The organism is Nocardia sp. CA-084685, from assembly GCF_050955785.1.
In the GTDB taxonomy this organism is placed as follows: domain Bacteria; phylum Actinomycetota; class Actinomycetes; order Mycobacteriales; family Mycobacteriaceae; genus Nocardia.
In genome coordinates, this window is record NZ_CP192094.1 from 4411754 (window position 1) to 4424032 (window position 12279).

Below are 12279 nucleotides of genomic sequence, written 5' to 3' on the forward strand. Positions count from 1 at the left end.
GACCGGGCAGTGCGCATGATGGGTGATCGCAGTACTGACCGACCCGAGCGCGGCCCGGACAGAGGCGCCGATCTTCGACGTAGTCGATCCCTAGCAGGCTGTTGCCTCGCTGGTATCGATGGTATCGAGCACTTCCTCGATCTCCCGGCGCGGTGTCATGGGCAGCGGATCGGAACTCGTCGGCGCCCAACCGACCCTGATCAGAGCCTGCGGATAGCCCTCCAAGCCTGCGGCACGAACCTGGGGGCGCAGCGCCGGGATTTCGAGCGGTTCGGTCAGTACGCAGGTGGCCAGGCCGACGTTCGTCGCTGTCAGCAGGACGGCGCTCAACGCCTCGCCCGCGCACAGTCGCGACTGTCGATCATCGCCTGAGGTGCCGAGCACGAGCAGTTCGGCGAAGTCGGGTTCGTGCACCTCACCGGTCAATTGCGGACCGGCGAACGCGCCGGCCGGAAATTCATCATCGGTCCGAACTCGCGTAGCGCCTCCGGCGAGCACATCATCCTGTATTCCGTGCCTGCCGCTCCACTCAGCCAGTTCCAATCGGTACTTCTCCAGATCCTCGGCCCGACGCTGGGCCGCGTCACGTAGGGGATCGTCCAATAGCTCACGCGGCGTACCGCTCACCTGCCGCACGACCGCACCCAATCTCGCGGCGCGCTCGCTGACCAGTCCCAGATACCCCGGCGGCACCGGCCATGAGCTGAAATGCCGATAATCGGTCCTTCTGCGGGGGATCGCGGCACTCAGCGCGAGATCTTGGGAATTCGGCCGATGCCGCACCAGTTCGATCGTCGCCAGGTGGTTCGGTTCAGCCGGGCTCGGCAGCCGGTGCACCACCGCCGACCAGCCGAGCGCGGCGAAGGCGACCCGCAGATGATGCAGTGCCGCACCGCAACTCAACACCATGTCACGTTGATCGGCGTCGGTCGACGACAGCGCCCGGGCGGGGTCCAGGTACAGCTGCACGCAGTGATCGGCGATTCGCCATCGCCACGGTTGGGTATTGTGTACCGACGGCGCCCGCACCGCGAGCGCAAGCGCTGCCTTCACAGTGTGATCATCGGGCAGTCCGCGGTCCATTCTCGTCATCCCTTCCTTCATTCCATTTCACGCTGCCACCGATGCACCTCTGCCGGTTAGAGCAGGACGGCCTCTCCTTACGGGACTTCGGACGTCGCGTGTAGGGGACGGTACGGAAGTCCCGCCACATCAATGACCTTCGGCCATCACGCTGCGCTACCCACTGCGAAATCCTGAATGCAGCAGTGAGTACCCCGAGCTGCGTCACCGAAAACGGAGGTTGACACCATGTCCGAATTCCACGGCCGCAGTGCCGTCGTCACCGGTGGCGCGCGCGGCATCGGTGCGGCCATCGCCCGTACGCTGGTCAAATCCGGGCTCAGTGTTGTCGTGGCCGATCTTCTCGATGCAGAGGCGACGGCCCAATCCCTCGGCCCGAGAGCCATGTTCCGACACCTCGACGTCACCGACGAATACGGCTGGCGGCAGGCGCTCGATGATGCCGAGGCGACCTTCGGGCCCCTCGCGGTCCTGGTGAACAATGCGGGCATCGTCGACTTCGGCGGCGTCGAGTCCGAATCCCCGGCAATGTTCCGCCATGTCGTGGACGTCAACCTGTACGGTGCGTGGCTCGGCATGCATCTGGCGGCCCCGCGGCTGCGTGCCAATGGGGACGGCGTCATCGTCAACATCTCTTCGACCGCCGGTCTCATGGGCTATTCCGGGATCGCGGGATACGTGGCAAGCAAATGGGGCCTGCGCGGACTGACCAAGTCCGCCGCGCTCGAACTCGGCGGCGCCGGGATCCGGGTCTGCTCGGTGCATCCGGGCCCCATTCACACCCCGATGACCGCTGGCTTCGACGCGAGTGTCATCGCGGGACAGCCGCTGCCGCGTTTCGGCGAGCCGGAGGAGGTCGCGGCGATGGTCGGTTTCATCGTCACCCAGGCCACTTTCTCAACCGGGTCGGAATTCGTCATCGACGGTGGTGCTAGCGCGGGCATGACCCTCGTCGAACCCGCGCAGGCGCACGGAACGTGGCAATGACTGCGGCCGCCCAACTATGGGAAACCCACACCGGCATCGTGGTGCTCTGCGGGGACCGGGCGTACAAAAGCAAGAAGTCTATCGCCACCGACTTTCTAGACTTCAGCACAGCACCGCTGCGCGAGCACGCCTGTGCCCGCGAGGTCGAGTTGAATCGGCGACTGGCGCCGGATGTCTATCTCGGCGTCGCACACCTCACCGATCCGACCGGTGGCCCTGACGAACCGGTAATCGTCATGCGGCGGATGCCAGAAGAACGACGCCTGACCAATGTGCTCGCCGACCCGCAGGTGCGCGGATCGGAACTGACCGCACTGGTCGAGGTGCTTACCCTGTTCCACCACATGGCACGGCGCGGACCGGAGATAGATCACGCCGCGACGCCGGAGCAACTACTTGGGCGCTGGCGTGCACTACTCGACCCGCTCGCGGAGCAATCAGCCGATCTCGTGAATCCGACGGAACTCGCGCGCATCGATCGACTCGCGATGCGCTACATCGAGGGCCGAAAGCCATTGCTGGCGCAGCGTATTGCCGATGGCCGCATCGTCGACGGGCACGGCGACCTGCTCGCCGAGGACATCTTCGATCTCGCCGACGGCTTCCGGGTACTGGACTGTCTGGACTTCGACGATCGACTGCGCTACGTCGACTGCCTCGACGACATCGCCTTTCTCGCAATGGATCTGGAATTCCTCGGCCATCGTGAACTGGGCGATCGAGTGCTCGACGAATACCTCCGAACCACCGCGGATCCGGCGCCGACCTCGCTACGCGATCACTACATCGCCTATCGTGCGCTGGTCCGCGCAAAGGTCGATGTCATCCGCTTCGGACAGGGCGAAACCGCCGCATGCGAACGCGCGCAACGGCACCTGCGGATCGCCGCGCGCCATCTGGAACAAGCCGCAGTGCGGCTCGTCCTTGTCGGCGGTCTGCCCGGCACGGGGAAATCAACCGTGGCCGCCGAACTCGCGGCGGCCACCGGCGCGACCGTCATATCCAGCGATCATGTGCGCAGGCAGCTGCTGGCTGGGCATGAGCTGACGGGTTCGCTCGGTACCTACGCGGCGGGCGCGTATGCCCCGGCGGGTAAGGCCTATGTCTACGCCGAGATGCTCGCCCAGGCTCACGCACTATTGGCGTCCGGTGTCTCGGTCATTCTCGACGCGAGCTGGATCGACGCGTCCGAACGCGGTCGCGCGGCGGCACTCGCCGAGGAAACCCACGGCGACTTGTTGGCGCTGCAATGCGTTTGCCCGCGAGCCGTGGCGAGTCGCCGGATCGGACAACGCGCGGCATGCGAATCCGATGCGACACCGGATATCGCCGATGCCATGGCGGCAGAGGCGTCGTCATGGTCCGACGCGATAACTCTCGACACAGCAATACCACTCCACCACACCGTGGCCGCAGCCGTTCGCGCCTGGACCGAACAGAACGCGGCTAGGGACTTTCGTCATCAAACCGGGTCTGTCTCCGACACGGCGTGCCCGATGGCTCAGTAGGGTGAAATGTGAATCGAGGGAGGTACTTGGCGATGACCAGCGTGTTCTTGGTCGATGACCATCAGATCGTCCGTCGTGGGGTGCGGGATCTGATCGAGTCCGAGTCCGATCTCGAGGTCATCGGCGAGGCGGGCACGGTGGCGCAGGCCTTGGCGCGCATACCCGCGCTGCGCCCGCAGGTCGTGGTCCTCGATGTGCGCCTGCCCGACGGCAATGGCATCGAACTGTGCCGCGAGCTGCTGGATCAGCATCCGGAGCTGCGGTGTCTGATACTCACCTCGTTCACCGACGAACAGGCCATGCTCGATGCCATCTTGGCCGGTGCCAGCGGATATGTGGTCAAGGACATCGACACCATCGAGCTGGTCGAGGCCATTCGCGAGGTCGGCGCGGGTAAGTCGCTGCTGGACAATCGCGCGGCCGCGGCGTTGATGGCGAAGCTGCGTGAGGAGGCCGAGGCAAAGACCGGGCCGCTGGCCGGTCTCACCGAACAGGAACGGACCCTGCTCGGTTTGCTCGGTGAGGGGCTGACGAATCGGCAGATCGCGGGTCGGATGTTTTTGGCGGAGAAGACCGTGAAGAACTATGTCTCGCGGCTGTTGACCAAACTCGGTGTCGAACGCCGCACCCAGGCCGCCGTGCTGGCCTCCAAACTCAACACCCCGGCCAAGCAGCAGGAGTGAGCGGGGTTCGGTCTCCCTTGGTGTGACACGCGGTACACCATCCGGGCAGAATGTAGATCATGGAAGGTGAGTCGACCGTCTCCGGTTCGACGCCGCTGACGGAAACATTGTCCCAGCTGCGGCTGCGTGAACTGCTCGGCGAGGTCCAGGACCGCATCGCGCAGATCGTCGGGGTCCGCGATCAGATGGATCGCCTGATCGAGGCCATGCTCGTCGTCACCGCCGGACTCGACCTGGACAACACGCTGCGCTCGATCGTGCACACCGCCATCGAATTGGTCGACGCCGGATACGGCGCGCTCGGCGTGCGCGAAACCGATAAGACCAGCAATGAGCTGTCCGAATTCGTCTACGAGGGCATCGATGACCGCACTCGCGTCATGATCGGCGATCTGCCGCGCGGTCACGGTGTGCTCGGCCTGCTGATCGAAGAGCCCAAACCCCTTCGGTTGACCAACCTTTCGAGGCATCCTTCCTCGGTCGGCTTTCCTGCCCATCATCCGCCGATGCACTCTTTCCTCGGCGTACCGGTGAAGGTGCGCGACGAGGTGTTCGGCAACCTGTATTTGACCGAGAAGTCCGGTGGTCAGGAATTCACCGAGGACGACGAGGTCGTGGTGCAAGCGCTTGCCGCCGCGGCGGGTATCGCCATCGCCAACGCTCGCCTCTACGAGCAGTCCCGCATCCGCCAGCAATGGCTGGAAGCCAACCGCGATGTCGCCACCGAACTGCTCGCGGGCGGCGAACCCGGCACCGCACTCGATCTGGTCGCCGACCGGGCATTGACGCTGACCCGCTCGGCGTGCACCTTCCTGGCCATGCCCGAGGATCGCGATATCCCCACCGAGGATGTCAGCGAACTGGTCGTCGTCGCCGCAGCGGGTATCGGCGCCGACTCGCTCATCGGCGAGCGCATCCCGATCAGCGAATCGCATTCCGGCCAGGCGTTCTGTGACGGCCGCGGTGTCGCCGTCGACGAATTGGACTTCACCCCGATGTTCGACGAGCCGGCCAAATTCGGCCCGGCGCTGATCCTGCCGCTGCGGGCCGAGGACTCGGTCATCGGCGTCCTGGCCACCGTACAGCCCGTGGATGCGCAGCCCTTGGACGAGGCCGGGCAATCGATGATGGCCGCCTTCTCCGATCAGGCAGCCCTGGCCTTGCAGCAGGCGACCATCCAACGGCGGATGCGCGAGCTCGATGTGCTCTCCGACCGCGACCGGATCGCGCGCGATCTGCACGACCACGTCATCCAGCGCCTCTTCGCGGTCGGCCTATCACTGCAGAGCACTGCCCAACGGGCCCGCGCGCCCGAGGTCAAATCCCGGCTCACCGAGATCATCCAGGACATCCAGTCGATCGTGCAGGATATCCGGCATTCGATCTTCGACCTGCACGGCAGCTCCACCGCCGATGCCCCGACGCTGCGCAAGCGGTTGCACGGCATCATCGCCGAAATGATCGGAGAAAGCGGGCTGCGCACCACGATTCGACTGGCCGGACCGGTCTCGGTGCTGGAGCCGCCCCTGTCGGAGGATGTCGAGGCGGTGCTGCGCGAGGGTGTGAGCAATGCGGTCCGGCACGCGTCGGCCACCACGGTATCGGTCCATCTGCGGGTGCGCGACGACGTCACCATCGAGATCATCGACGACGGCGTCGGCGTGCCCGACGATGTGGCACGTCTGAGCGGGTTGGCGAACCTGGCCGCACGCGCCGAAGAGGTCGGCGGCAGTTTCAGTGTCACCAAAGGCACCGACAGCGGCACGGTGCTGCGCTGGTCAGCTCCGCTGCCCTGAGCGAATGCACCCTGGAGGTGCTCACATGGCCGGCGCAGCTCAGGTGTCACGAAGGGCTAACCCGAGCGCAGTGCTGCTCTCTGGTCGGCGGCTATGCCCTGAGCTCGGCTGTGCGTGCGCTGAGTGATGTGTGCATATCCCTTGGCATGTGCGGTCTTTGGGCCCTGCGGTTCGTGACCAATGCCAGGCGTGCGCGAGGGCCTCGGATTCCTAACCTACGGGTAGCCGATCTATCGCAAACCCGAAGGGGCACCACCCATGACGACCCAGCACGACGATCCACACCGGCTGGCGTCGGCGGACGTAATAGTCGGAACCGACGGTTCCGCAGCGGCCGATCTCGCCGTGCGATGGGCCGCCGAAACCGCCGCACAGCGGGGTCGGCGCCTGCGCATCGTGCACGGTCTCGACCTCGCTGCGGCGGGGTCTGCGTACGGGATCTACGAGGTGATCATGCCACCGGTGATCGACGTGATTCGATGCGAAGGCGCCGACATACTGCGCACGGCACGCCGACTCGCCCACGACGTGGATCCCGGTCTGACCGTGGAAACCGAACTCTACCAAGCCAATCCGGCACAGATGTTGATCGAGCTGTCCGAGACGGCGCATCTCGTCGCGATCGGCGCGACGGGTAGCGCCGGTACCCTGAGCCATCTCGGATCGACACTGCTCGCGGTCGCCAGCCACGGCCGCGGTGCGATCGTGGTCGTGCGTGACACCGACACCGAACAACAGACCCGACACGTCGGCCCGGTCGTGCTCGGCGCCGACGGCGGCCCGGTCAGCACCGCCGCGGTCGGGGCCGCGTTCGCCGAAGCCAGCGAACGCAACACCCGACTCATCGCCGTCCACGCGTGCAGTGACCTGTATTTCGGCCGCTTCGCCGGACTGCCCTACGCCGTCTCCGATCACGACGCCGAGACCGCCGGACAGGCAATCCTGACCGAACAGCTCGCGGGCTGGCAGGAGAAGTACCCGGAGGTGCAAGTCATCCGCAAGGTGTACCTGTCGGGCCCGCGCCAAGCCCTGCGCGAATGGTCGCGCTCGGCGCAGCTGCTCGTCCTCGGCAGCCGCGGGCGCGGTGGATTCCGCGGACTGCTACTCGGCTCCACCAGCAATGCGCTGGTACAGACCGCGCATTGCCCGGTCATGGTCGTCCACCCCCAGTAGAGCGCCACCCCCCAACCCGAAGGGGCCGTGAAATCTCATGTCCACCACCATCAATCCCCCCGTACTCGTCGGCGTCGACGGCTCCGACGCCGCCACCGAGGCGCTGCGCTGGGCCGCGATCGACGCCGTGCGCCACCGCGCACCCCTGCACATCGTGTACGGCATCGGCGCGCCGATGGACTTCGGTCCCGGAATCGCCTTCGACCCCATCGATTACGACACCTATCGAGCCACCGGTACCGCCGCCGTCAACGCCGCCCGCGACCACGCGACCGCGGCAGCCGCCCCCATCGGCGACCTCGATATCGCCACCTTTGTCATCGACGCACCACCGATCCCGGTCCTGCTCGACCGCTCCAAAGAAGCACGCATGCTCGTCGTCGGCACCCGCGGACTCGGCGCGTTCCGCCGTGGCCTGCTCGGCTCGGTCAGTACCGCCGTCGCACGCCACGCGCACTGCCCGGTCGCCGTGATCCCCGAACCCGAGAACGACAAAGCCGATCGACTGCTCGGACCGGTACTCCTCGGTGTCGACGGCTCCCCCAGCGCCACCCGCGCCATCGAGGTCGCCTACGACCAGGCCGCCCACCGCGAAGTCGCACTGCGCGCGGTGCTCACCTGGTCCGAATTCAACCGCTACACCGCCCGCGACGATATGCAGAAAGAAGCCGAGGAACTGCTCTCCGAGAGCCTGGCCGGCTACGCGGAAAACTATCCCGACCTCCAGGTCGAGCGCCTGGTCGTCGAGGATCGACCAGCCAGACGCCTACTCGCCGAGGCCGAATACGCGCAACTGATCGTCCTCGGCAGCCGCGGCCGCGGCGGCTTCGCGGGCATGACCCTCGGCTCGGTCAGCCAAGCCGTCCTACACGCCACCGACTGCCCCCTCATCATCGCCCGCACAGAAAACTAACCGAAGGCATCGACAATGACTGCTCAACGCGATGAGAATCTGCACCAACTGGCATCAGCTGCCGTAGTGGTGGGAGCCGACGGGTCGACAACCAGCAATGCCGCCGTTCGATGGGCCGCGCAAACGGCGGCTCGAAACCGACGGCGGCTGCTGATTGTGCACTGCCTCGACCTCATCGGTACCCGCGCGGTCCTGGGGAGCTATGACTCCATGGAGCCCTCGGTCATCGCGACAATGCATGCCGACGGTGAGCACATCCTCGCCAAGGCCGCTGAACTCGCGCACGACTTCGACCCCGCACTGGCCATCGCCACGGAGCTCTCCGAGGCGAATCCAGCGAAATTGTTGATCGAACTCTCGCAAACCGCCAACCTCGTCGCACTCGGTGCCACGCCGGGTGTCGGTACCCTCGCTCACCTCGGGTCGACCTTGCTGGCGGTGGTCAGCCATGCGCACGGTGCCACGGTCGTCGTACGGGGCGCCGAGACAGGGCAACCGGCTCATCCGGGCGGTCCGGTCGTGGTCGGCGTCGACGGCAGCCCGGTCGGTGAAGCCGCCATCGCCGCGGCATTCGCGCAGGCATCCGAACGCGACGCCGAACTCGTCGCCGTGCACGCCTGGAGCGATCTCAATGTCGGCGCGTTCGCAGGAACCAACTATCTGGAAGTCCCGATCGTCGACCTGGAGATCGCCGAACACGCGCTGTTGGCGGAGCGGCTCGCGGGCTGGCAGGAGAAGTATCCCGATGTCACCGTGACCCGCAAGGTCTCGGTTCTCGGACCACGCGGGCTGCTGGGCAAATGGTCGGAGTTCGCACAGCTGATCGTGGTCGGCAGTCGTGGTCGCGGCGGATTTCGTGGCCTGCTGCTGGGATCGACCAGCAATTGGCTCGTGCAGCACGCCGACTGTCCGGTCATGGTCGTACATCCGAAATAGCTGACACTTCGACCTCTGAGGAGTCATCATGAGCAACGCGACATTTGATGCGCCCTTCCACACCAAACCCGGCGAGAGCCTGGCCGACCCATTCAACCTCCCGGGCATTGTGCTGTTCGCGCTCGGGGTTGTCGGCCTGGCGTCGACACTCACCGCCGCGGCCTACGGTTTCGCCGGTTGGACGAAACTCGGCGCCTTAACCACCGCACTGCTGCTTCTTACCAGCATTTCGCTGTTCCTCCTCGAACACGAACGGCTGCGCCGCCTAGCGACGAGCGGCGCGGTGACCGAGGCCGTCGCGACGGATCCAGCGGCCGTGGAGGTCACCGGACCGTGAGGTCGGGTCCCGGGATGGCCTGGATTCGCAGACCATGCGCGCAATGAGTTGAACCACACGCTTCCCATAATAGTACGCATATGCCTACTATAGGCACGTGCGTACTATTGAGATACCCGAGCAGCCGTTCGCGGACGGCATCATGCTCATGCCGTGGAAACCCGGTCCGCGCCAGGATGTTTCCGGGAGTGTGTTCGTCAGCGTGACCGACTTTCTGGCTCGGTCCGAGGAGGAAGTCCGCAGCATCTATGAGATCGGGCTCGAGCTGGGGAACACCTGGCCGGTCATGCAGGGCGCGGTGGGCCTATGGCTGTGGGGCCGGCCCACCGCGCTGCGCGGCGGATCCATCACGGTGTGGGAATCGGAAGAGGATATGCGCCGATTCGTGCGATGGCCGGTGCATACCAAGGTCGTGCGCGCCTGGCGCGGCAAAGTGGGTATCGGCACCGACTCGTGGCAGGCCGACCATTTCGAACCGCGACAGGTACTCGAACGCGCGCGGAACACACTCGAACGTCCACATCGCGACGCCACATAATCTTGTCCGCATGAGCCCGGCCGCAACGGGAAATCGTTGCGGCCGAGCCGATCGAGCACAACCTTCGGGAATGCCCGTCTCATGGGATCGATGCCCGCCGTGAACGCGGCACCGACGACTCGACCGGCGGTCCCATGATCGAGAAGTTTGCCGCACGAGCGCTAGCGGCTGCCGCCGACGCCGAGCGCGCTCAGCCGATAGCGGTCGCAGCGACCCGATCAGAGCGCAAACGCGCGCCGGGTCAGTAGTAATGGCGTCGGCCGCCGACGGCGCGACCCGTCGACCCCAACAGCAACAACACGAGCCCGATGACAAGAACCACGATCCCGATAGTCCAGAGGATCGGGATGTTGAATATGAAACCAAGCACAAGAAGAATGATTCCGAGAACGATCATGGCCAGCTACCTCGTTTCGCTGCTGTGTTCGAAGGGGCTCAGAAACCCTCCGGTGCTGTATCGGTCATGTGCGCAATGCCAGCACGCGTCACTACGCACACCCAGCCACGGCCACGGGAAGCACACGGCCACGACGATCGACCTGTGTGCTGCATATTAAGTAGACGCCTCAGGACCGAGGATGTACACCCATTTATCGAAGTTGCAGCCCGATCGCATGTTTGCTGACAGTACGCTCAGCAATGGCTAGCGGCGCGTTCGCGGGAGTTGAGTGCTCGTCGCCCATGGCTCGTCATTTCGTATCCCGGGACCGAGCGCGGCGTACCGATGGTTCGGAGACTGGTTGAGTATTCGCGGTCCAGCGCAGCGGGCCGAGCAGGGCTCTTCGACGGTGGCCGCTACTCAGCCCTGCTCGGCCCGGACCCGCTCGCGCTCTTGCTGCTGGAAGGCCCTAGAGCGCGAGCGTCAGGTAATCCGAGTTATGCGTCAGGGCGTGGAATATCACCACGCCAGGCGCCTGTTTCATGCTGCTGGCCTTCGATGAACTTCTTGAAGCGCTGCATGTCGCCATTGACGCGATGTTTCAGCAGGCCGAGCTTGTCGGCGGCGTTCTCCACGAACCCTTCCGGATCGATATCCATCTGCGCGGCGATCCGCGTGTGGGTGTCGTCCAGCCGATGAAAAGTGATCACGCCCGCGTGATCGGGACCACTATCGGACTTCCACGCGACACGTTCGTCGGGATGCTGCTCGGTGATGGTCGCGTCGAATTCCCGGGTCGAGGGTCCGACGTGGATACGCCAATGGGTGTGCTTGTCGTCGAGTTGGTCTACCGCCTCCACACCCTGCATGAACTGCGGGAATGTCTCGAACTGTGTCCACTGGTTGTAGGCGGTGCGAACCGGTACTTCGACATCGACGGTCGCGGCCACAGTGCTCATATCAGCTTCCTTTCCAGGCTCGTCCCGATGCCGACGCCTATGCGTCCGGCCGAGATGGAACATGCACGCATGGACAAGTCAGTCGCGAAAGGCGTCCTTGACCTTCTCGCCCGCATCCTTGAGGTTGGACTTGGTCTGCTCGGTCTTGCCTTCCTGCTTCTTGTCCCGGTCGTCGGTTGCCTGGCCGAACTTCTCCTTGGCCTTACCGGAGAGTTCCTCGGCCTTATTCTTTGCCTTGTCTACAGTGCCCATGATTGCGGCCCCTTTGTTCGAAGGTGCCCGGCCTGCTGGTTCCAGCCGGTCTTCTGGCGATAACCCGCATTCGGACAGCCAAACGCTGCTGAGGAGAGTTGCCGGGGCCGAGGGCTAGCTGTTCTCAGGAAATCACGGCGTCGATGGTCTTCTTCAGCGCCGAGGGTTGGGCGGGCGAGGTGGGCGCCTCCTTCTTCAGTTCGATCATGCGGGCGCCGATTTCCTGCAGTTGCTTGCGACCCAGCTCCTCACGGACCTTGGGGAACCACTCGTTTTCCTCTTCGTCGATGTGGTGATCCACGCTTTCGATCAGCACGGTGGTCTTGGCGGTGAAGCGCTCGTCCTCCGGCTTCATCGTCGCCAACTCCCCCACCAGCAGATCGGCGACATGGTGTTCCTCGTAGGACTCGAGGATGTCGTCCTCCAGGTCGGGCGCCAGCTTGCGGACCTCGGGATACATGCACTCGTTCTCGATGTAGGTGTGCACTGTCAGCGCCTCGATGATCTTGTCGACCACCCGCCCCTTGGTGGCGTACGCGTCCTGCTCGGCCTTCTCGAACTCACGGAAGAGTTTGCGGATTGCCTTGTGGTCGTCGCGCAGCAGCACGATCGCGTCGGTACTCATGGTTACTCCCCAGGGATATGGACGGTTTCGCCCGTTATTCCCGCTGGCACGCCAGCAAAACCGCTGCCATCGGATAGCTGCGATCGGCATGATCGCGAATCGCGGTGAGG

General features: G+C 64.9%; 14 protein-coding genes. 9 read left to right on the forward strand and 5 right to left on the reverse strand.

The genetic code is table 11. The features are described 5' to 3' along the window. Nucleotides 1-90: 90 nt before the first annotated feature. Nucleotides 91-1083 carry an Acg family FMN-binding oxidoreductase gene (locus tag ACQP2U_RS19925; protein WP_433716532.1) on the reverse strand — a complete coding sequence of 331 codons (993 nt, stop codon included), beginning with the start codon at nt 1081-1083 and terminating at the stop codon, nt 91-93. Between the two features lie 228 nt (nt 1084-1311). On the opposite strand from ACQP2U_RS19925, the gene ACQP2U_RS19930 reads away from it, so the two are divergent. The 9 genes from ACQP2U_RS19930 to ACQP2U_RS19970 all read left to right on the forward strand — a co-directional run bounded on the left by ACQP2U_RS19930 (nt 1312) and on the right by ACQP2U_RS19970 (nt 9954). Beyond that, nucleotides 1312-2070 (forward strand): SDR family NAD(P)-dependent oxidoreductase, encoded by a 759-nt coding sequence (locus ACQP2U_RS19930; RefSeq protein WP_433716035.1) that lies wholly within the window; start codon nt 1312-1314, stop codon nt 2068-2070. Then, nucleotides 2067-3578 (forward strand): AAA family ATPase, encoded by a 1512-nt coding sequence (locus tag ACQP2U_RS19935; RefSeq protein WP_433716036.1) that lies wholly within the window; start codon nt 2067-2069, stop codon nt 3576-3578. The genes ACQP2U_RS19930 and ACQP2U_RS19935 overlap by 4 nt, the downstream gene beginning before the upstream one ends. A 32-nt stretch (nt 3579-3610) precedes the next feature. After that, nucleotides 3611-4261, forward strand: a complete 651-nt coding sequence (locus ACQP2U_RS19940; protein WP_433716037.1) for a response regulator transcription factor — start codon at nt 3611-3613, stop codon at nt 4259-4261. Between the two features lie 59 nt (nt 4262-4320). Beyond that, a complete protein-coding gene (locus tag ACQP2U_RS19945) occupies nt 4321-6057 on the forward strand; it encodes a GAF domain-containing protein (RefSeq protein WP_433716038.1) in 1737 nt (578 codons plus the stop codon). 258 nt (nt 6058-6315) lie between these two features. Next, nucleotides 6316-7230: a universal stress protein gene (locus ACQP2U_RS19950; RefSeq protein WP_433716039.1), complete on the forward strand. Its 915-nt coding sequence runs from the start codon at nt 6316-6318 to the stop codon at nt 7228-7230. A gap of 37 nt (nt 7231-7267) precedes the next feature. Continuing rightward, entirely contained in the window at nt 7268-8143 is an 876-nt protein-coding gene (locus tag ACQP2U_RS19955) for a universal stress protein (protein ID WP_433716040.1), read from the forward strand. Between the two features lie 15 nt (nt 8144-8158). Next, nucleotides 8159-9079: a universal stress protein gene (locus tag ACQP2U_RS19960; RefSeq protein WP_433716041.1), complete on the forward strand. Its 921-nt coding sequence runs from the start codon at nt 8159-8161 to the stop codon at nt 9077-9079. A 28-nt stretch (nt 9080-9107) separates the two neighbouring features. Next, a complete protein-coding gene (locus ACQP2U_RS19965; RefSeq protein ID WP_433716042.1) occupies nt 9108-9416 on the forward strand; it encodes a hypothetical protein in 309 nt (102 codons plus the stop codon). 97 nt (nt 9417-9513) lie between these two features. Then, entirely contained in the window at nt 9514-9954 is a 441-nt protein-coding gene (locus tag ACQP2U_RS19970; protein ID WP_433716043.1) for a hypothetical protein, read from the forward strand. Nucleotides 9955-10195: 241 nt separating this feature from the next. Here the strand turns inward: ACQP2U_RS19970 and ACQP2U_RS19975 are convergent, their stop codons facing one another. The 4 genes from ACQP2U_RS19975 to ACQP2U_RS19990 all read right to left on the reverse strand — a co-directional run bounded on the left by ACQP2U_RS19975 (nt 10196) and on the right by ACQP2U_RS19990 (nt 12169). Then, a complete protein-coding gene (locus ACQP2U_RS19975; RefSeq protein ID WP_433716044.1) occupies nt 10196-10351 on the reverse strand; it encodes a DUF6131 family protein in 156 nt (51 codons plus the stop codon). A 479-nt stretch (nt 10352-10830) separates the two neighbouring features. Further along, the gene (locus ACQP2U_RS19980; RefSeq protein ID WP_397035524.1) at nt 10831-11292 is read right to left on the reverse strand and encodes an SRPBCC family protein; all 462 of its coding nucleotides are present in this window, start codon (nt 11290-11292) and stop codon (nt 10831-10833) included. A gap of 78 nt (nt 11293-11370) precedes the next feature. Next, nucleotides 11371-11544, reverse strand: coding sequence for a CsbD family protein (locus ACQP2U_RS19985; protein WP_433716045.1), 174 nt, complete (start codon nt 11542-11544; stop codon nt 11371-11373). Between the two features lie 124 nt (nt 11545-11668). Continuing rightward, the gene (locus ACQP2U_RS19990; RefSeq protein WP_433716046.1) at nt 11669-12169 is read right to left on the reverse strand and encodes a hemerythrin domain-containing protein; all 501 of its coding nucleotides are present in this window, start codon (nt 12167-12169) and stop codon (nt 11669-11671) included. Between the last annotated feature and the right edge of the window lie 110 nt (nt 12170-12279).

Excerpts from the sequence above, each read along its gene's own strand:
- ACQP2U_RS19925 (WP_433716532.1), bottom strand. The coding sequence starts at position 1,083 with ATGGACCGCGGACTGCCCGATGATCACACTGTGAAGGCAGCGCTTGCG.
- ACQP2U_RS19930 (WP_433716035.1), top strand. The coding sequence starts at position 1,312 with ATGTCCGAATTCCACGGCCGCAGTGCCGTCGTCACCGGTGGCGCGCGC.
- ACQP2U_RS19935 (WP_433716036.1), top strand. The coding sequence starts at position 2,067 with ATGACTGCGGCCGCCCAACTATGGGAAACCCACACCGGCATCGTGGTG.
- ACQP2U_RS19940 (WP_433716037.1), top strand. The coding sequence starts at position 3,611 with ATGACCAGCGTGTTCTTGGTCGATGACCATCAGATCGTCCGTCGTGGG.
- ACQP2U_RS19945 (WP_433716038.1), top strand. The coding sequence starts at position 4,321 with ATGGAAGGTGAGTCGACCGTCTCCGGTTCGACGCCGCTGACGGAAACA.
- ACQP2U_RS19950 (WP_433716039.1), top strand. The coding sequence starts at position 6,316 with ATGACGACCCAGCACGACGATCCACACCGGCTGGCGTCGGCGGACGTA.
- ACQP2U_RS19955 (WP_433716040.1), top strand. The coding sequence starts at position 7,268 with ATGTCCACCACCATCAATCCCCCCGTACTCGTCGGCGTCGACGGCTCC.
- ACQP2U_RS19960 (WP_433716041.1), top strand. The coding sequence starts at position 8,159 with ATGACTGCTCAACGCGATGAGAATCTGCACCAACTGGCATCAGCTGCC.
- ACQP2U_RS19965 (WP_433716042.1), top strand. The coding sequence starts at position 9,108 with ATGAGCAACGCGACATTTGATGCGCCCTTCCACACCAAACCCGGCGAG.
- ACQP2U_RS19975 (WP_433716044.1), bottom strand. The coding sequence starts at position 10,351 with ATGATCGTTCTCGGAATCATTCTTCTTGTGCTTGGTTTCATATTCAAC.
- ACQP2U_RS19980 (WP_397035524.1), bottom strand. The coding sequence starts at position 11,292 with ATGAGCACTGTGGCCGCGACCGTCGATGTCGAAGTACCGGTTCGCACC.
- ACQP2U_RS19985 (WP_433716045.1), bottom strand. The coding sequence starts at position 11,544 with ATGGGCACTGTAGACAAGGCAAAGAATAAGGCCGAGGAACTCTCCGGT.
- ACQP2U_RS19990 (WP_433716046.1), bottom strand. The coding sequence starts at position 12,169 with ATGAGTACCGACGCGATCGTGCTGCTGCGCGACGACCACAAGGCAATC.